The 18,373-nt window shown below is 71.2% G+C and carries 11 protein-coding genes and 1 pseudogene; 7 read left to right on the top strand and 5 right to left on the bottom strand.

All coding sequences use genetic code 11. The features are described from left to right. Positions 1-88: 88 nt before the first annotated feature. Positions 89-1,363, top strand: a complete 1,275-nt coding sequence (locus tag FOH10_RS03520; RefSeq protein ID WP_308212907.1) for a cytochrome P450 — start codon at positions 89-91, stop codon at positions 1,361-1,363. Here FOH10_RS03520 and FOH10_RS03515 read toward each other — a convergent pair. Then, positions 1,360-2,901 carry a carboxylesterase/lipase family protein gene (locus tag FOH10_RS03515; RefSeq protein WP_143983837.1) on the bottom strand — a complete coding sequence of 514 codons (1,542 nt, stop codon included), beginning with the start codon at positions 2,899-2,901 and terminating at the stop codon, positions 1,360-1,362. The two genes, FOH10_RS03520 and FOH10_RS03515, sit on opposite strands and share 4 nt — an antisense overlap. Positions 2,902-3,030: 129 nt before the next feature. Here FOH10_RS03515 and FOH10_RS03510 point away from each other — a divergent pair, with 129 nt between their 5' ends. Continuing rightward, positions 3,031-3,255: an FmdB family zinc ribbon protein gene (locus tag FOH10_RS03510; protein WP_143979605.1), complete on the top strand. Its 225-nt coding sequence runs from the start codon at positions 3,031-3,033 to the stop codon at positions 3,253-3,255. Positions 3,256-3,358: 103 nt separating this feature from the next. On the opposite strand, the gene FOH10_RS03505 is transcribed toward FOH10_RS03510, so the two are convergent. Further along, on the bottom strand, positions 3,359-3,646 hold the full coding sequence (locus FOH10_RS03505) for an Rdx family protein (RefSeq protein ID WP_143979604.1): 288 nt from the start codon (positions 3,644-3,646) through the stop codon (positions 3,359-3,361). A 103-nt stretch (positions 3,647-3,749) separates the two neighbouring features. Here FOH10_RS03505 and FOH10_RS03500 point away from each other — a divergent pair, with 103 nt between their 5' ends. From FOH10_RS03500 to FOH10_RS03480, 5 genes are all read left to right on the top strand, one after another. Further along, the gene (locus tag FOH10_RS03500) at positions 3,750-6,632 is read left to right on the top strand and encodes a DUF5691 domain-containing protein (RefSeq protein ID WP_143979603.1); all 2,883 of its coding nucleotides are present in this window, start codon (positions 3,750-3,752) and stop codon (positions 6,630-6,632) included. Further along, positions 6,629-7,729 (top strand): ATP-binding protein, encoded by a 1,101-nt coding sequence (locus tag FOH10_RS03495; RefSeq protein ID WP_143979602.1) that lies wholly within the window; start codon positions 6,629-6,631, stop codon positions 7,727-7,729. The genes FOH10_RS03500 and FOH10_RS03495 overlap by 4 nt, the downstream gene beginning before the upstream one ends. After that, positions 7,726-10,089, top strand: a complete 2,364-nt coding sequence (locus FOH10_RS03490) for a DUF5682 family protein (RefSeq protein WP_143979601.1) — start codon at positions 7,726-7,728, stop codon at positions 10,087-10,089. Before FOH10_RS03495 ends, FOH10_RS03490 begins: the two co-directional genes overlap by 4 nt. 231 nt (positions 10,090-10,320) lie before the next feature. Next, positions 10,321-11,493: a vWA domain-containing protein gene (locus FOH10_RS03485; protein ID WP_143979600.1), complete on the top strand. Its 1,173-nt coding sequence runs from the start codon at positions 10,321-10,323 to the stop codon at positions 11,491-11,493. A gap of 94 nt (positions 11,494-11,587) precedes the next feature. Beyond that, positions 11,588-13,075: a serine/threonine-protein kinase gene (locus tag FOH10_RS03480; protein ID WP_143979599.1), complete on the top strand. Its 1,488-nt coding sequence runs from the start codon at positions 11,588-11,590 to the stop codon at positions 13,073-13,075. Positions 13,076-13,129: 54 nt separating this feature from the next. Here the strand turns inward: FOH10_RS03480 and FOH10_RS03475 are convergent, their stop codons facing one another. The 3 genes and pseudogenes from FOH10_RS03475 to FOH10_RS03465 form a co-directional block, all read right to left on the bottom strand. Further along, positions 13,130-15,646, bottom strand: coding sequence for an ABC transporter permease (locus tag FOH10_RS03475; RefSeq protein ID WP_143979598.1), 2,517 nt, complete (start codon positions 15,644-15,646; stop codon positions 13,130-13,132). Between the two features lie 14 nt (positions 15,647-15,660). Beyond that, positions 15,661-16,436 (bottom strand): annotated as a pseudogene (locus tag FOH10_RS03470) (ABC transporter ATP-binding protein). Positions 16,437-16,557: 121 nt separating this feature from the next. After that, positions 16,558-18,342 carry a serine/threonine-protein kinase gene (locus FOH10_RS03465; RefSeq protein ID WP_143979597.1) on the bottom strand — a complete coding sequence of 595 codons (1,785 nt, stop codon included), beginning with the start codon at positions 18,340-18,342 and terminating at the stop codon, positions 16,558-16,560. Positions 18,343-18,373 lie beyond the last annotated feature (31 nt).

Raw genomic sequence — 18,373 nt, 5'->3', positions numbered from 1 at the left:
TCCGGACCGCACCGGATTTCCGTACCGTCTAACCATCCGACGACGACGGGAGTCAGCGGCGATGATGCCTCGGTACTGGATTCGATGGATGGTGGAGCAGGGTGCGCCCCGGTGGGTGATGCGCTGGCAGGCCCGCCGCGGCGATCCGTTCGGCAAGCTGCACACCGAACCGGAGGCGCGGCGGGACCCGTACCCGCTCATCGAGGAGCTGCGCGAGCGCGGGCGGCTGGTGCGCACCCCGTACGCGTGGATCGCCACCGACTACGAACTCACCCGAAGTATGCTGCGCGACAACCGCTTCGGCGTCTTCGTCCTCGACAATGTGAACACCCCCGCACCGCTGCGCGCTGTGGTGCGCAGGGCCGCGCTGCCCGCCAATCCGGTGGAGCCGCCGTCCATGCTCACCATCGACCCGCCCGACCACACCCGCATTCGCAAATCGGTGTCCGCGGCCTTCACCCCGCGCGCCGTCGGCCGCCTCCGGGATCGGGTGGAGTCGGTGACCGCGGAACTGATCGACGCGCTCGGAGCGAACGGATCGACCGATCTGGTCGCGGACTTCGCCGCGCAGGTGCCGATCGCCATCATCTCCGAGATGCTCGGCTTCCCGGACGAGATGCGCGCGGAGTTCCTGGAATGGGGCGACCGCACCACGCCCATGCTCGATCTGGGGCTCACCTGGCGCAGCTGGCGCGTCGCGGCCGGCGCCATCGCGCAGATGGACCACTACCTCGACGGACATATCGCACGGCTGCGCCAGGAGCCCGGTGAGGACATCCTCAGCAGCCTGGTCACCGCCGGACACCTCGACGAACGGGAGCTGAAGGCCACCGCCACCCTGCTCATGGGCGCGGGCTTCGAGACCACCGTCAACCTCATCGGCAACGCGGTGGTGCAGTTGCTGGCGCATCCGGAGCAGTTGACGCGGCTGCGCGCGGAACCGGACCTGTGGACGGGCGCGGTGGAGGAGGTGCTGCGGTTCGATCCGCCGGTGCGCACCACCGCCCGGCAGGCGCTGTGCGATGTGGAACTCGACGGCGTGCGACTGCGGCGGGGTGCGGTGGTGGTGCTGTCCCTGGCAGGGGCCAATCGGGATCCTCGCATGTTCGCCGACCCCAACCGTTTCGACATCACCCGCTCCAATGCCCGTGAGCACCTCACCTTTTCGAGCGGCATCCACACCTGCCTGGGGGCCGCCCTGGCGCGGATGGAGGCCACGCACGCCCTGCGCACCCTCTTCGAGGAGTTCCCGGAACTGTCGCTGGCGGGCGAACCCCAACTGCGAGAGCTGTTCACGCTGCACGGATATCAGCGCATGCCGGTGACGCTGGGCAATCGAGCGCACGCATCCGTCCAGCGCTAGAAGAAGCCCACGGCCTCGCTGCCCCACACCGCGTTCCGGTCCCGGTCGGGATCGTCCACCACCCGGTCGTTGGCGTCGACGACCAGGGTGGTGCGGGTGTTCTCGTGGTAGGGCGGCCAGTGCTTGGACCCGTCCAGCGCCGCGGGCACCCCGTGTTCGGCGAAGGCCAGCCAGCGCCGCATGATGCGACCCGAAACCTCCTGCGCCACTTTGCGTCCGCCCAGCCAGAAGGTCGGGTCGTAGTTGAAGGAACCGAAATTGCCGAAGACGTACGGCAATTCGGTGGCATGTCCGGCGCCGACCCGGGCCGCGCGCAACATGGGGGTGGCGTAGTCGAAGCGATACATCCAGGTGGGCGAATGCCGGGAGTGGGCGTCGGCCACCCAGTGCGCGGGCATCCGGAAGGCGGCGTCGGTGGACATGGCCAGCGCCCCACGGGTGGAGGTGAGATCCGGGTAGGCGGAGGTGATCTCGGCGATCCGGGCGGGTGAGAGCCCCGGATGCTCCTCGGCCACGCTGCGCAGCATGGCGTTCACCGCGTCCGGGGTGACCGGCATGATCGGCGAGCGGAAGAACCGGAACAGCGACGCCTCGTCCTTGTTGGTGCCGATGATGAGTGGCACCCGATGCGAGCGTCCGTCCCGGAAGCGTTCGGTGGGGTACGCCGGGAGCAGGTCACCGTCCACCACGGGGGCGGCGGCCAGGCGGCCGGGTTCGGTGAGCGGCACCTCGTCCAGCAGCACCCCGGCGGCGGGGAGCAGCACCTCGATCGGACACTCCAGCAGGTCGCCGACGCGATCGCGGGGCAGGTCCAGGATCTCCAGATAGCGCCGGGCCACGGCCTCGGTCCGCTCCTGACCGAAAACCGTGGTGGCGGGCGGTGATTCGGCGATGGCGCGATGGAACAGGCCCGCCGCGCGGGGTGCGGTCAGCAGTGCGGTGACGCAGCCCGCGCCCGAGGATTCGCCGAACAGGGTGACATTGCCCGGATCGCCACCGAAGGCGGCGATGTTGTCGCGCACCCATTCCAGGGCGGCGATCTGGTCGTGCAGGCCCAGGTTGGGGGTGAACTGCGGACCCAGCGAGGACAGGTCGAGGAAGCCGAGCACCCCGATCCGGTAGTTGACCGACACCAGGATCACCTTGCCGGTCTCCACCAGTTTGCGGCCGTCGTAGATCTCCTGGGCGGCGGTGCCCAGGCAGTACGCGCCGCCGTGCACCCACACCATGACCGGGCGGGGTTCGTCGGAGGGCGCGGCGGGGGCCCATACGTTCACCCAGAGACAGTCCTCCCCCATGCGCAGGGTGGAGTCGACCGGCACCATGACGCCGAGGGTCTGCGGGGCGATCTCGCCGTATTCCAGGCAGTCGCGCACGCCCTCCCACGGCTCGGGCGGTCGCGGCGGCGCGAACCGGTGCGCTCCGGCCGCCGGGGCGGCGTAGGGGATGCTGCGCCAGACGTGGACATCGCCCTCGCGGCGGCCGCGCACAGCTCCGAATTCGGTCTCGGCCACCGGGCCGTTCGCGAGAACGTCCACCTCGGGGGCATCGAAGGATTCCGCAGCGCTCACACCAGACCTCCTCGTACTCCGTATTCGAGGGTACTGGCTGATACGACCGCGCTATCGACACCGCCGACCAGCGTGCCGTTGGTCTACCCTGACGTCGTGCCGAGTTATGCGTACCGTTGCCGCGGCTGCGGCGACACCTTCGAACTGACGCGCCCCATGGCCGAGGCGTCCGCCCCGGCCACCTGCCCGCACGGGCACGCCGACACCGTGAAACTGCTGACCACCTTCGCGGCGGTCACCCGCGGCGGCGGCAACCCGGCCCCCGCCGCTCCCAGCGCCCCCGCCGGTGGCGGGTGCTGCGGAGGCGGCTGCTGCGGCTGAGGCCGCGGCACTGGACGGGCGGAGCACGCGGCGGCGACCTCCGCGAGCGCGCTGCGGCTGACGTGCCCACGGCCCGAGCGGCGGGCCGGTGGGACGGTCGCGGTCAGTCCGCGCTCTCCTGACGTTTGTCGGTGTGGCCCAGGGAGCGACCCGGGGCCACCTTGTCGCGGACGCGTTGTTTGAGCACGGCTATGTCGGGAAAGCCGCCGTCGGCCTTGCGTTCCCAGATCTGATCGCCGTCGACGCTGATCCGGAAGATGCCACCCGCACCCGGGATGAGCGCCACCTCGGAGAGGTCGGTGCCGAAGGTGCTCAGCAGTTCCTGCGCCATCCACCCGGCACGCAGCAGCCAGCGGCATTGCGTGCAGTACTCGATCGCGACGCGGGACATGGTGCGCACCCTACCGGTCCGGCGCAGAACGCCGATCGTGCGGGCGACCGCACATGTCGGTGGTCTGCGATAGAACTCGGGGCGACAGTGGAAGGGGGAAACAATGCGTACGCGAGAGACCGCGGCGGTGCCCGGTGCCCCGTCAGCGGTGGCCGGACGGCGGTCGGCGGCGGACACGCGGCATGCGCGGGTGAGCGCGGGGTTGGCGGAGTTGGATATGTGGCTGGCCGATCAGGTGCGGACCGGCCTGGCTCAGATGGATCGGTCACACCAGGTGTTCGAGGCGGTGGCGGCGCGGATGGTCGACGCGCAGGCGCCCGGTGTGGCGCGGGCGCTGCGTGAACTCGCGCGCGTCGGCACGCGGGCCGACTGGCCGCAGCGACTGCTGCGGGAATTCGGCCGCCTGCATCTGCTGATCGCCGCCCACCAGCGCCTCGACCACCTCTCCCCCGCCCTCCGCGCCAGCGTGCGAACCCACATCGGCTACCCCACCCCCGTGGATTCGGTGCGCGAACAACCCGCGGTGCGCGACATCTGGCAGGTGCTCGCCACCCGCACCACCGTCGAAGACGGCCTGTACTCCCGCCGAACCTGGTTGCGCGGCACCACGACCGCCCGCTGGGCACTCCTGCTCGACCACCACTACGGCAGCCCCACCTTCCCCCAGGACACCCCCGCCCCCGGCGTCCACATCGACGCCGACCTGCACTACTACCCCACCGCCGCACCACTGCGCGCGATCTGGGGCGAGCGCTACGGCGAACCCGCCTCCCACACCGAACGACCGAACGCCGACATCTCCTCGGCCGCACCACCACCTGCCCCGCTCCCCGCCCCCGAACTAGGCACGGCCGACACTCGGCCACCCGGCACCACCACCGTGGTCGAACACCGCGATCCGAACACCACTCCGGACTTCACCAGCACCACAGCACCTCCGCCCGACCCCGCCGCCACCGCTCATTCGGCCGCCACCGCAGCCGGACTCGCAACCTCCGCGGCACCATCTGCCGCCGCGAGCGCGGGGACCGGGCGCGATTCGGTCACCGGGCCACCGGGCTCCATCGACGCGGCCGGACTCGGCATTTTCGCCGCGCTGGGCGCGCATGCCGCGGCGGTGGGTGCGGATCCGTTCCTGCGCTCGTGGCCGATGATGCTGGTCGATGTGGTGCCGGTGCGGTCCGAAAGTGGTTGGTATGTGGTCGAAGCCACGGGGGATTCGCTTCCGGTCACCGTCGAGGACGGCGAACCGTGGCGCATGTTGGGCGTATCCGGCGGCCATCCGGTGACCGTGGTCGGCGAGTGGACCACGGACGGGCTGGTGCCGCTCGCCGTGCACGCCGCGGGGACGGTCGTGGCTGCCGTGGCGGCGGACGGGATTTCGGTCGCCACGCCGCCGGTCGCCAGTGCCCTGGGTGGCCGGCCGGGTACCGCGGCCGACGCCGAGCCGGGTATCGCGGAGCTCGTCTCCACGGCCCTGGTCGGAACGGCTAGGCGGACCGTCGATACTGCCGCGCTTCCGGCACCCGTCGCGGCGGCGTCCCGGTCCGGCGCGGCGGCGTCCCGGTCCGGCGCGGATCCGGCCGTCGCCCTGCTCGAAGCCATTGCCCTGCAGGACTGTTTCGTGCGCGGGGCGGTATCGCCGAGTGCGGCGGAGAAGTCAGATACCGCCGAAGACGATCCGCGCCCGCTGCTGCCGCCCGCCGCCGCGGCACGGCTGGGAAGCCTGCTGACCGGTACCTCGTCCTTCCTGGCGGAGTGGTTCGCGGCGGCCGAGCCGTTCGACTACCGCGCCCCGGACCCCATGTGCAGCCGACTGCTGGAGCGCGCCAAATCGGTTGCCGTCCATCGGGAAGCCCTGCTGCGCCTGGCCGGTGCGCGTGGTCGCTGGCTGGCGGCGCGGCATCCCGGCTGGCGCGGTCTGATCCGCGCCGCCGCGGACGACGACTCGGTGTGGTCGCACGGCCGCCCGGCGGAGCGCCGGGCCTGGCTGGCCCGGCTGCGGCGCACCGATCCCGGCGCGGCGCGCACCGCACTCGCGGCCTCCTGGCCCACCGAATCCGGACCGGGCAAGGTGGAGCTGCTGGCGGTACTGGCCGACGCCCTGTCGACGGCCGACGCACCGCTGCTGGAATCCGGCCTGGACGATCGCCGGGCCGAGGTCCGCAGACTGGCCGCGGATCTACTGGCCCGCCTGCCTGATTCGGCTTTCGCCGGGCGGATGGCGCGGCGCGCGAGCGCATGGCTCACCATGGGCGCGCACCCCGACGGTCCGCGCCTGACCACCACCGGTCCGGGTGTGCTCGACGACGCCGCCCGCCGCGACGGCGTCGCGGATCCGTTCCCCTTCACCGCCTACCGGGCCGACGGCGCACCGGACCTGGCCGCCGAATGGCTGCACCGGGTGGTGGCCGCGACCCCGCTGCGGCACTGGGAACCGCTGGGCCCGCCCGAGGAGGCGGTGCGGGTGCCCATGGCCGAGGGACTGCGCGGCCCGATGCTGCACGGCTGGGCCGATGCCGCCCTGGCACAACGTGATCCGGCCTGGGCGCGAGCGCTGTTCGCGATCATCGCCGCACCGGCGGCGGGCGATCCGGATATGGAGCAGCTGCGCGAACTGTTCGCCATGCAGCCGCTCGACGATCAGGTGCGGCATCTGCGCCGCCTGGACAGCAGTTGGCTGGCCGAGATCGAATCGCTGCTGCGGGCGCTCCCACATCCCTGGCCGGAACCGGTGGCCGAGCACGTGCTGCGCCTGCTCCTGGAGCGGGCGCGGCTGAGCGCGGACCGGCCGGGCGCGCCCAGTCTGGTGCCGGGGTCGTACCGGACGCTGTTCCGGGCGGCCGCCACCCATTTCCCGGTGACGACCGCGCCCGCCGTCACCACCACCGCCCGACACTGCGGAGAACCGTACTGGGAGCAGGCATTCGACCAGCTCGCCGCGGATCTCGTGGAACGTCGGACCATGCTCGAGGAGTTGCAGTGACCAGCACCGCGGATCGGGACGCCCTGCTGCGCCCGCACGCCGAACAGTCCTATGCCGACGAATTGGCCGCCCTGGCCGCCGCCGACGACCGCCCGCGGCCACCGTCGTGGCGGCTCTCGCCGTGGGCGGTGGTCACCTATCTGCTCGGCGGCACACTGGCCGACGGCACCGTCATCACACCCAAGTACGTGGGGCCGCGACGGCTCATGGAGGTCGCGGTCGCCACCCTGGCCACCGATCGCGCACTGCTGCTGCTCGGCGTGCCCGGCACCGCCAAAACCTGGGTGTCGGAACATCTCTCGGCCGCCATCTCGGGTGCGTCGACCCTGCTGGTGCAGGGCACCTCGGGGACGACGGAGGAGGCGGTGCGCTACGGCTGGAACTACGCCCGCCTGCTGGCGGAGGGGCCGAGCGCGGCGGCGCTGGTGCCGTCGCCGGTCATGACGGCCATGCGGACCGGGTCCGTCGCCCGCATCGAGGAACTCACCCGCATCCCCTCGGATGTGCAGGATGCGCTGATCACCGTGCTGTCGGAGAAGACGCTGCCGATACCGGAACTGGGCATGGAGGTGCAGGCGGCCAAGGGCTTCACGGTGATCGCGACGGCCAACGACCGCGACCGCGGCGTCAACGAGCTGTCCTCGGCGCTGCGGCGACGCTTCAATACCGTGGTGCTGCCGCTGCCCGCCGGCGAGGACGACGAGGTGGCCATTGTGACCCGGCGGGTCGAACAGCTCGGCGCGGCACTGGAATTGCCCGCCGTGCCCGCCGCCGCGGAGGAGATCCGGCGGGTGGTCCGGGTCTTCCGGGAGCTGCGTTCGGGGATGACGGTGGACGGGCGCACCAAGCTCAAGTCGCCGTCGGGCACACTGTCCACCGCCGAGGCCATCTCGGTGATCACCAGTGGGCTGGCGCTGGCCGCGCATTTCGGTGACGGCGTGCTGCGCGCCGAGGATGTGGCGGGTGCGGTGCAGGGCGCGATCATCAAGGATCCGGTCGCCGACGCCGTGGTGTGGACCGAATATCTGGAAGCCGTGGTGCGCGGACGCCAGGACTGGGCCGACTTCTACCGTGCCTGCCGCGAGGTGCACACGTGAGTGCCCCCGCCCTGTCGTCGGAGGCCGACTCCGAGCCGCGGACCAGGATCTTCGGTATCCGCCACCACGGGCCCGGATCGGCGCGTTCGCTGCGCTCGGCCCTGGAGCGGTTTCGGCCGGACGTGATTCTCATCGAGGGTCCGGCCGACGCCGACGGCCTGGTCCGCTACGTGGCCGCCGAGGCGATGGCACCGCCGGTGGCGCTGCTCGCCTATCGACCGGAGGAGCCGTCGACGGCGGCGTTCTGGCCCTACGCCGAGTTCTCCCCCGAATGGCAGGCGCTGCGGTACGGAGTGGAACACGGTGTGCGGGTGGGGTTCTGCGATCTGCCCGCCGCCACCGCGCTCGCGGCGGCGGAGGAACCCGGTGACCGCACCGACCCGCTGAGCCTGCTGGCCGCCGCCGGTGGCTACGACGACGCCGAACGCTGGTGGGACGCCGTCATCGAATCCAGCCCGGACGCGTACATCTTCGATGCCGTGCACGAGGCCATGGCCGCCTTGCGCGAGGCGGCGGCCCCCGCGAACACCACCTCGGACAACGAAGACGCCGCCCCACCCCCGACCGAGGGCAGCGCCGCGGCACCAATGGCCCCGGCCGATGGGGGCGAGGCGGGGGAGGCGGCGAGCGCCGATATCGAGGTGCGGCGGCGGGTCGCGGCCGAGATCGTGGTCGACGCGCACACCCTGCGCCGGGAGGCGCATATGCGGCAGGTCATGCGCAAGGCGTTGAAGGACGGGGCGCGGCGGCTGGCCGTGGTGTGCGGTGCCTGGCACGCGCCCGCACTGAGCGGGTCGCTGCCCCCGGCGGTGGCGGACGCGCGGCTGCTGAAGGGCATGCCGAAGGTGAAGACCACACTCACCTGGGTGCCGTGGACGCATTCGCGACTGTCGAGTTCATCCGGGTACGGCGCGGGCATCACCTCGCCGGGCTGGTACCGGCACCTGTTCGCCGAGACCGAGCAGCCGATCGCGCGCTGGCTGACCCGGGTGGCGGGGATGCTGCGGCGGCACGACCTGCCGGTGTCGAGTGCGCACATCATCGAGGCCGTCCGGCTCGCGGAGACCCTCGCCACCCTGCGCGGACGGCCGCTGGCCGGCTTGTCCGAGGTCACCGAGGCCACCCGGTCGGTGCTGTGCGACGGCGACGAGACCATGCTGGACCTGGTCACCCGCGAGTTGGTGATCGGCGAGGCGTTGGGGACCGTGCCCGAGGACACGCCGACCGTCCCGCTGGAGGCGGATCTGCGGGCGCGAATCAGAACCCTGCGGCTGCGGCAGGAGGCCGCGGAACGCACCGTGGAGCTGGATCTGCGCACCGAGCGCGATATGGCGAAATCCCAACTGCTGCACCGCCTGGAGTTGCTCGGCATCGACTGGGGGCGGCGCACCCGCGACGGGGTGCGCGGCACCGGCACCTTCCGCGAGACCTGGACGCTGCGATGGCGGCCCGAACTGGTGATGGCGGTGGTGGAGGCGTCACGCTGGGGCACCACCCTGGCGACGGCCGCCACGGCGCGGATCCTCGACCGCGTGCACGCGCCCGATACCGGCCTGCCCGAGGTGGCCGCCGCCCTCGACGCCGCCCTGCTGGCCGATCTGGGCGACGCCGTCGACGGATTGGTCAGCCGACTGGAGTCGGTGGCCGCGCTGGACCACGACATCACCCACCTGCTGGCCGCGCTGCCCGAACTGCTGCGCACCCTGCGCTACGGCGATGTGCGCGGCACCGATACCGCCGCGCTGGCCCGGGTGGCCGACGGCCTGCTGGTGCGGGTGTGCGCGGGCCTGCCGAGCGCGGTCACCGGCCTGGACGCCGACGCCGCGGCGCACCTGCGCGCCCGGCTCGATGCCGTCCATCTGGCGCTGGCCACCCGCGCCGACGACTGGGCCACGAACGCCTGGCTCACCACCCTGCGCGGGCTGGCCGACCGCGACGATGTGCACGGTGGTCTCGTCGGCCGCGCCGTGCGACTGCTCCGCGACGCCGAGGTCATCGACGCCGCCGAGTCGGCCCGGCGCTTCTCCGCCGCGTTGTCGGTGGGGCGCACCGCCACCGACAAGGCCGCCTGGATCGACGGTTTCCTCGGCGGCCGCGGCCTGCTGCTCGTCCACGACCGCAACCTGCTGGCACTCGTCAACTCCTGGCTGGTCGGCCTGGCGGAGCCGGATTTCGTCGCCGTCCTGCCCCTGCTGCGCCGCACCTTCGGCGATTTCGACAGCGGCGAGCGGCGATCCATCGCCGAGGCGATCCGCCACGGCGCACCCACCGGCGCGGCCGGGACGACAGCGCCTGCCGACCATGACCGAGGCGCGATGGCATTGCGCGCCGCCCGCGAAATCCTGGGAGTGGACGCATGAACGGCCGACGCGGAGACTCGCGACGCGGCACTGCGCTTCCGAGCACCAGGACCGTCCCGCGTGGATTCGGCGGGCACACCGGCTCGCTGTTCGGGCCGACGCCCGGCCGCGACCGGGTAGCGGGAGGTCCGGCGGCCATCTATCCGCGCGGAGCAGCCGTCGTGGCGTCCGCCCCACGCCGGCACGCGCACGCCGCACCCGCGACCTCCACTCGAACCACAAGGCTGGCCGATGCACGACGATGACGAAACCCGTTCCCGACGTTGGCGATTGGTATTGGGGGCGGCGGGCGAGGCGGAGCTGGGCGGTGTGGGCAGCGCCGAGGACGCCGCCATGGACCGGGCGCTGTCGGCGCTGTACGACTCCGACGCCCGCACCGGGCAGGGTGGTCGGCGCTCCGGCGGGCTGGGCGGTTCGGCGCCGAATGTGGCGCGCTGGCTGGGTGATATCCGCTCGTACTTCCCGACCACGGTGGTCGAGGTGATGCAGCGGGACGCGGTGCGGCGGCTGAATCTCACCGAACTGCTGGTGGAACCGGAACTCTTGGACGCGGTCGAACCGGACGTCCATCTGGTCGGCACCCTGCTCGGCCTGAACAAGGTGATGCCGGAGACCACCAGGGCCACCGCCCGCATGGTGGTGGAGCGGGTGGTGCGCGACATCGAGCGGCGCATCGCCGCCCGCACCGTCGCCGCGGTGGGCGGCGCGCTGAACAGGGCGGCGCGGGTGGCGCGGCCGAAACCGCGGGATATCGATTGGGACCGCACCATTCGCCGTAATCTCGGCACCTATCTGCCCGAGTACCGGACCGTCGTGCCGGAGCGGTTGGTCGGCTACGGCCGCAAGGCGCAGGCGGTGCGGCGCGATGTGGTGCTGGCCATCGATCAATCCGGTTCCATGGCGTCGAGCGTGGTGTACGCGTCGGTGTTCGGGGCGGTGCTGGCGACCATGCGGTCGCTGCGGACCTCGCTGATCGTGTTCGACACCGCGGTCGTGGATCTCACCGATCGGCTCGCCGATCCGGTGGACGTGCTGTTCGGCACCCAACTCGGCGGTGGCACCGATATCAATCGCGCCCTCGCCTACGCGCAGTCGCTCATCACCCGCCCCGCCGACTCCCTGTTCGTGCTCATCTCCGACCTGTACGAGGGTGGAGTCCGCGCCGATATGCTGCGGCGGGTGCGCGCCATGACCGAGGCGGGCGTTCAGGTCGTGGTGCTGCTGGCGCTGTCCGACGACGGCGCGCCCGCCTACGACCGCGAGAACGCCGCCGCCCTGGACGCCCTCGGCGTCCCCGCCTTCGCGTGCACCCCCGACCGCTTCCCGGAGCTGCTGGCGGTCGCACTGGACCGGGGCGATGTGCGCCGGTGGGCCGAGCTGCACACCGGGCGGTCCGCCCCCTGACCCGGGTGCGCGGCGGGGCGCGTCCGCGGAATCGGCGCACGCAAACACTGCTAGGCTGCCTGGCGATTCGACTCGTGGAAACGGGGGCTCTCGGTTGCTGAACTCTGGTGAAGATTTCGCCGGTTACGTCATCGAGCGCGAACTGGGCCGCGGCGGTATGGGTTCGGTCTACCTGGCCAAGCATCCGCGGCTGCCGCGCATGACGGCCTTGAAACTGCTCAATCAGGAGATGTTCTCCGATGACGAGATCCGCGCCCGGTTCATCCGGGAAGCCGATCTGGTCGCCCAGCTCGATCATCCGAATATCGTGACGGTCTACGACCGCGGCGCGGTGGACGAGCAGCTGTGGATCTCCATGCAGTACATCGACGGGGTGAACGCCGCCGCCGTCGATCCGGGCAAGCTGCCGCCGCTGCGCGCGGTGCAGATCATCACCGAGACCGCCAAGGCCCTCGACTACGCGCACGGCATCGGCGTCCTGCACCGCGATGTGAAGCCCGCCAATATCCTGCTGGCCCGCTCGGGTCGTGCGGGGGCGGGTGGTGAACGGGTGTATCTCACCGATTTCGGCATCGCCCGGCTGCGCGACGACACCGGTCATCTCACCCAGACCGGCACCGTGACCGCCACCCTGGCCTACGCCTCACCGGAGCAGTTGACCGGCGCGACGTTGGACGGCCGCTCCGATCAGTACTCGCTGGCCTGCACGCTGTTCCAATTGCTCACCGGCAGTGTGCCGTTCGAGGGCACCAGTCCGGCGGCGGTGATCCGCGGCCATCTGCAGGAGCGCCCCCGCCTGCCCAGCACACTGCGCGCGGACCTACCGCCCGCCGTCGACGGGGTGCTGGCCCGCGCGCTGTCCAAGCGCCCACAGGACCGCTACCACTCCTGCACCGAGTTCGCGAACGCGGCCGAACGTGCCTTCGCCATCTCCCGCACCGCACCCCCGCAGCCGGTACAGCCGCCGCGCCCGCCGACTCCGGCCCGACCGCAGCCGGTCGTACCGCACACCCCGTCGTCGCCGCGCCCGCTCGTCGGTCAGCAGGGGCCGATGGGGCAGTCGGCACCGCACAGTCCGCCACCGGGTCAGGTCGGCCCCCAATCCTCGCCCCGCAACCCGCAAGCGGGCCAGCCGAACCCGCAATCCACGCCGTACCACCCGCAGGCGGGTCAGGTCGGCCCGCAGTCCGCGCCCTACACCCCGCAGGCGGGCCAGGTCGGCCCGCAGTCCGCGCCCTACACCCCGCAGGCGGGCCAGGTCGGCCCGCAGTCCGCGCCGTTCAACCCGCAGGCGGGTTCGCCGAATCCGCAGTCCGCGCCGCACAATCCACTGGCGAGCCACCCGAATCCGCCGTCGGTGTACAACCCGAGCCAGTCCATGCCCCGCCCGGCTCCCTACGCGCAGTCCGCGCCGTTCGCCCCGCAGGGCACTCCACCCCAGCCGTACGGATATCAGGCTCCGCCCCCGAACTACGCCCCGCCCCAACAGGGTTCCGGCTCCAACACCGGCATCATCCTCGGCATCGTGGCGGCCGTGATCATCGCGGTGATCGCGGTGATCGTCATCGTGGCCCTGGCCTGATTCGCGCCCCCGCGCCGATCGGCGCGGGGGCGGAAGGCATTCGCGCGGAACCGCTTACAAATCCGCGATGGCCGCCAGCGGTGGGGTGCGGGCGGCACGCACCGCGGGCCACAGCGCCGCCAGCACGCCGACCACGCCCGAGGCGATGAGCATGCCCACGATCTGCCCCCACGGCACCGCGATGGTCCCGAGGCCGAGATCCTGCAGGGTGCGCAGGAATCCGATGCCGAGTCCCAGGCCGAGGATGACGCCGACCACCGCACCGAAGATGGCGATCAGCATGGACTCCAGGTAGATGGAGCGCCGCACCTGCGGTCGCTGCATGCCCACCGCGCGCAGCATGCCGATCTCGCGGCGGCGTTCCACCACCGACAGCGCCAGGGTGTTGACGATGCCGAGAATGGCGATCACCACCGCCAGGGCGAGCAGCCCGTAGAGGATGGCCAACATGGTGTCGATCTGACGCCCCTGCACGCCCTTGAAGTCCTCGCGGTCCATCACCTGGACGTTGCCGTACTTCTCGGTGGCCTGCTCCAGATCGGTGCGCAGCGTGGCGAGGTCGGTGCCCGGCGCGGCATCGACCGCCACCATGAAACTGCTCCGGAAGCTGGTCGGCACCGTCTGCTCGTAGAGCGACATGGGGGCGACGAGGGCTTGCAGCAGCTGGGTGTCCGCGTAGATGCCCGCCACCTCGACCTGGTACTTCTTGCCGTCCACGCCGGCTACCTCGACGGTCTGCCCGACCTGCCAACCATTGTCGGAGGCAAGGGTTTCCGAGGCGAGAATCTGATCGTCCCCGACCGAACCGCTGCCCTGCTGGATCTCGTAGGACAGCACGCGGTCCAACGGGCCCTCCGGCACGGTGCCGAAGACCTGGTCACCGCCGACCTTCAGGGCGACACCGTGGAAGGCCACGGCTTCCTCCACACCGGGCACCGCCTTCACCTCGTCGGTGGCCTGCAGTGGAACGCCGATGAGGGCGCCGGGCGGACCCGACAGCATGTAGTCGGCCCGCACGCCCTTGTCCACGAGTTCCCCGACGCTGGCCTTGGCCGAGGCGCCGAGCATGCCGATGGCCGACACCAGCATGAGTCCCAGGGTGAGCGCGAAGGCGGTGGCGGCGGTGCGGCGCGGATTGCGGATGGCGTTGTTGCGCGCCATCCGGCCGACGGGACCGAACGGCCGCACCAGCACACCGAGCCCGGCCAGCACCGGGCGCGACAGTGCGGGCGAGGCGAACAGCACCGCGAGAATCAGTGCGGCCGCCCCGATTCCGACGGTGGCGGCGGCATTGCCGCCGGTGTTCTGCGCGCCCAGCACCACCAGCGCCACACCGATCACGGCCAGCACCGCACCGGCGATGGTGCGCAGCCGCAGCGATTCGGAGTGCGAGGCGAATTCTTCCCGCATGGCCTCCACCGGTGGTACCCGGGCGGCGCGACTGGCGGGCGCGTAGGCGCTCACCACGGTCACGACCACGCCGAGCACCAGCGCCACCGCCACCGTGCGCGGCAGGACGGCCATGGATCCGGTGGGCAGCCCCAGGTCGAAGGCGTTGAGCAGCGCCGCCAGGCCGTAGGCCAGACCGATACCGGCGGCGAGACCCAGTGCGCTGCCGACCAATCCGACGATCAGCGCCTCCCCGACCACCGAGCGGCCGACCTGTCCGCGGCTCGCGCCCACCGCGCGCAGCAGCGCCAGTTCCCGCAGCCGCTGGGCGACGAGCATGGAGAAGGTGTTGTAGATGATGAAGGTGCCGACGATCAGTGCGATGGCGCCGAAGGCGAGCAGGAAGTAGTTGATGAACTTGAGCGCGTCACCGAGCTGCTGCTTCATGTCCTCGCGGACCTCGTCACCGCTCTGCACCTTGTAATCCGGTAAGGCCGTGACGATTTCGGAGCGCAGTTGGTCCGGGTCGGTGCCGGGCTGTGCCGCGATGTCCAGGTAGGCGACGTGCTTGCCGTCGGTGAACAGCCGCATGGCCTCGTCGTAGTCGAATTGCAGGCCGATGAAGCCGCCGGTCGCACCGCCGCCGTCGAGCTGGTAGATACCCGAGATGGTGGCGGCCACATTGCCTTTCGCGGGCGTGACCACCGTGACCGGATCGCCGACCCGGAGTCCGGCCCGGTCCGCGCCGCCCTGGTTGATGGCGACCTGCCCGGGTTCGGAGGGCGGCGACCCGTCGACGAACCGCTGCGGTTCGGCCACCGCACGCTCCGGTGGCAGGTACGCCTCGCCGATGGTCGGCGCGCCGCCGGTCTGGACGACCTTGCCGTCCTTCAGCAGGGTGACCGGGCCGTTGGCGCCCGGAGCCACGGTGCGCACCCCGTCCATGGCGGTGACCTGGTCGACCAGGGTGAGCGGTACCCCGATGGACTGCTGCTCCTCCGGGCTGATCCGGACGTCCACGCCCCTGGCCTGGTTGGCGAAGATATTGTCGAAGGTGCGCTGCAGCGTGTCGGTGAAGACGAACGAACCCGCGATGAAGGCGGTCCCGAGCACCACCGACAGCACGGTGAGCACCAGGCGCACCTTGTGCGCGGCGAGATTGCGCAAGGCGACCTTGCGCATCGGGCTTCCGGACATCAGATCGTCTCCAGGGACTTGATCTTGTCGAGGACGGAATCGGCGGTGGGGTCGCGCAATTCGTCGACGATCCGGCCGTCGGCCAGGAACACCACGCGGTCGGCGAAGGAGGCGGTGCGCGGATCGTGGGTGACGATCACGACGGTCTGATCGAATTCGTCCACCGCCGCCCGCAGGATCGACAGCACCTCACCCGAGGAGTGCGAATCCAGGTTGCCGGTCGGCTCGTCGCCGAAGATGATGTCCGGCTTGCCCGCCAGCGCGCGGGCACACGCCACGCGCGCTGCTGGCCGCCCGACAGCTCGGCGGGCCGATGCCCGAGGCGATCGGTGAGGCCGAGACGCTTGACCACCGTGGCGATCCACTCCTCATCGCCCTTGCGGCCCGCGATATCCAGGGGCAGGGTGATGTTCTCCATGGCGGTGAGGGTGGGCACCAGGTTGAATGCCTGGAAGACGAAGCCGATACGGTCGCGGCGCAGACTGGTCATCTGCTTGTCGGACAGGGTGGTGAGGTCGGTGTCACCGATGTGCACGGTGCCCGCCGTGGCCGAGTCGAGACCGGCCAGGCAGTGCATGAGGGTGGACTTGCCCGAACCGGACGGGCCCATGATGGCTGTGAATTCCCCCCTGGCGAACTCCGCGGACACTCCGTCGAGCGCCTTGACCTGCGTATCACCGGAACCGTAGAGCTTCACCAGATCGGTCGCGCGGGCGGCGACCGAGGCGGGGGCCGACTTGTCGAGGGCGACGGAAGCCGAGGCGTCTGAAGTCATGGTGTCCAGTGTGTCGAGGATCGCGAGCTGACGCCATCGGGGAACACCCGGAAACACGCACCCTCAGGAAATTCACAAAAGCCCACGACAACGGGTGAATCGCGGGCTTTCGCGCAAGCCGTCAGTTCAGGGGGGCCGACCGCCACCAGGTCAGCACCTCGTCCAATGTGCCCACGATGCCGTCGGTGTACATGAGGTACTGGGTGCGGTTGTCGTCACCGGTGAACACCGTGACCATGCGCGGCCGGTCGCCGCCGAACTGGTAGTTGGTGTAGGTCTTGCCGCCGTTGGTGTCGGTGGTCCGCTGGTCCGGCGCCAGCGCGGCGACCACGGCCTGCGCCTCGGCCGCCGTCGAGTAGGCGTAGAGACGGTAGAACGGGTCGGCGTTGTCGGCGCCGCCGAAGCAGCGCCACTGCACCGCCCACGTCTTGAAGTCGGGTTCACCCTCGGTCTTGTCCGGCGGGCTGTTCGGATCGGCCAGGTAGCAGCTGGCCCCGTTGTAGCCCACATCGGCGGAGGTGCTGGCGGGCACCATGTTCGGGAATTCGGCGATCAGGGACTGTGCGTCGACCGGTCGGTCGGCCACCACCGCGGTGGTCGTCGCGGTCGTGGTCGTGGTGCCGCCCGAGGTGGTGGTCGTGCCGCTGTCGCTCGCCGCGACGATCACCACCACGGCGACGACCAGCAGCAGGACCACACCCACGATGGCGGCGATGATCAGCCCGGCATTGGACTTGCCCGGCGGCGGATGCCCATGGAAGCCCTGGGGTGGCGGTCCCGATGGCGGCGCCCCGCTACCCGCGAACTGCTGCGCGGGGAAGGAGGGCGGCGGGGTGTACCCCGGCTGCGTGTACTGATTGGTCTGGCGGGGCGCGGTGTAGTTCGGCTGCGCCGGCGGAGTCAGGGTGCCCGCAGCGGTACCGGTGTGCTGGTACGGGGTGGGCGCGGTGCCGGTCTGCTGGAACGGCGTGGGCGCGGCCGTCGCGGTGGGTGATTGCGTGGGCGGCCGCAACTGCTGCAGCAGCTGCGGAGGCGCGGTGTTCGCATTCGCCGGCGGCACCGCGGACGCGCTCGGCGCGGCCAGGGCGCGGCGGGCGGCGGTGGCGAACTCGGCGCAGCTGTCGAAGCGGTCTTCGGGACGCTTGGCCATGGCCTTGTGCAGCACCATGTCCAGGGCGGGCGGCAGGCCGGGGCGCGCGGTGCTCAGCGGCGGCGGCGAATTCTGCAGATGCCCCTGGATGACGGCGGCGGGATTGGTCGCCGCGAACGGGCCCGCGCCGGTGAGCAGCCAGAACAGGCTGCACGCCAGCGAGTACTGGTCGGAACGGCCGTCCAGCGCGGAACCGGTCAGCTGTTCCGGGGACGCGTAGGCCAGGGTCGCGGTGAACGTTCCGGTCTGCGTGAGATGGCCGGTGTCGTCGCGCAGTCGGGCGATGCCGAAGTCGGTGAGGTAGACCCGCTCGCCCTTACCGCCGGTGGCGCGGGCGAGCAGGATGTTCGCCGGTTTCACATCGCGGTGCAGGACGCCGTTGCGGTGCGCGTAGTCGAGCGCGTCGGCGGTCTCGGCCACGATCTGCACGGCCCGCTCCGGGGGCAGGGTGCGGGCGTCCACGCTCGCGGCGTCCGGGCCGTCGATGTACTGCATGGAGATCCAGAGCTGGCCGTCCTCCATGCCCCGGTCGTAGACGGTGACGATATTGGGGTGGTCGAGCTGGGCGACCAGATCGGCCTCGCGCTCGAAGCGGGTGCGGATCTCCTTGTCGAACACCATGTCCCGGTTCAACAGCTTGAGCGCGGTCAGCCGGGGCAGGCGCGGATGTTTGGCCAGGTACACCGAGCCCATGCCCCCGCGGCCCAGCTGGCGCTCGATGACATAGCCGGCGAAAACGTCACCGCTGGACAGCATGGCTAATCCCACTTCCCACGGCACCCACCGG

It is taken from the genome of Nocardia otitidiscaviarum (assembly GCF_007362295.1).
GTDB classification, from domain to species: domain Bacteria; phylum Actinomycetota; class Actinomycetes; order Mycobacteriales; family Mycobacteriaceae; genus Nocardia; species Nocardia otitidiscaviarum.
This window is presented reverse-complemented; position numbering and strand designations above follow the sequence as displayed.

Bases quoted from the DNA above. Each gene is read 5' to 3' on its own strand.
- FOH10_RS03465 (WP_143979597.1), bottom strand. From the start codon at position 18,342: ATGCTGTCCAGCGGTGACGTTTTCGCCGGCTATGTCATCGAGCGCCAG.
- FOH10_RS03520 (WP_308212907.1), top strand. From the start codon at position 89: ATGGTGGAGCAGGGTGCGCCCCGGTGGGTGATGCGCTGGCAGGCCCGC.
- FOH10_RS03485 (WP_143979600.1), top strand. From the start codon at position 10,321: ATGCACGACGATGACGAAACCCGTTCCCGACGTTGGCGATTGGTATTG.
- FOH10_RS03505 (WP_143979604.1), bottom strand. From the start codon at position 3,646: ATGTCCCGCGTCGCGATCGAGTACTGCACGCAATGCCGCTGGCTGCTG.
- FOH10_RS03475 (WP_143979598.1), bottom strand. From the start codon at position 15,646: ATGCGCAAGGTCGCCTTGCGCAATCTCGCCGCGCACAAGGTGCGCCTG.
- FOH10_RS03500 (WP_143979603.1), top strand. From the start codon at position 3,750: ATGCGTACGCGAGAGACCGCGGCGGTGCCCGGTGCCCCGTCAGCGGTG.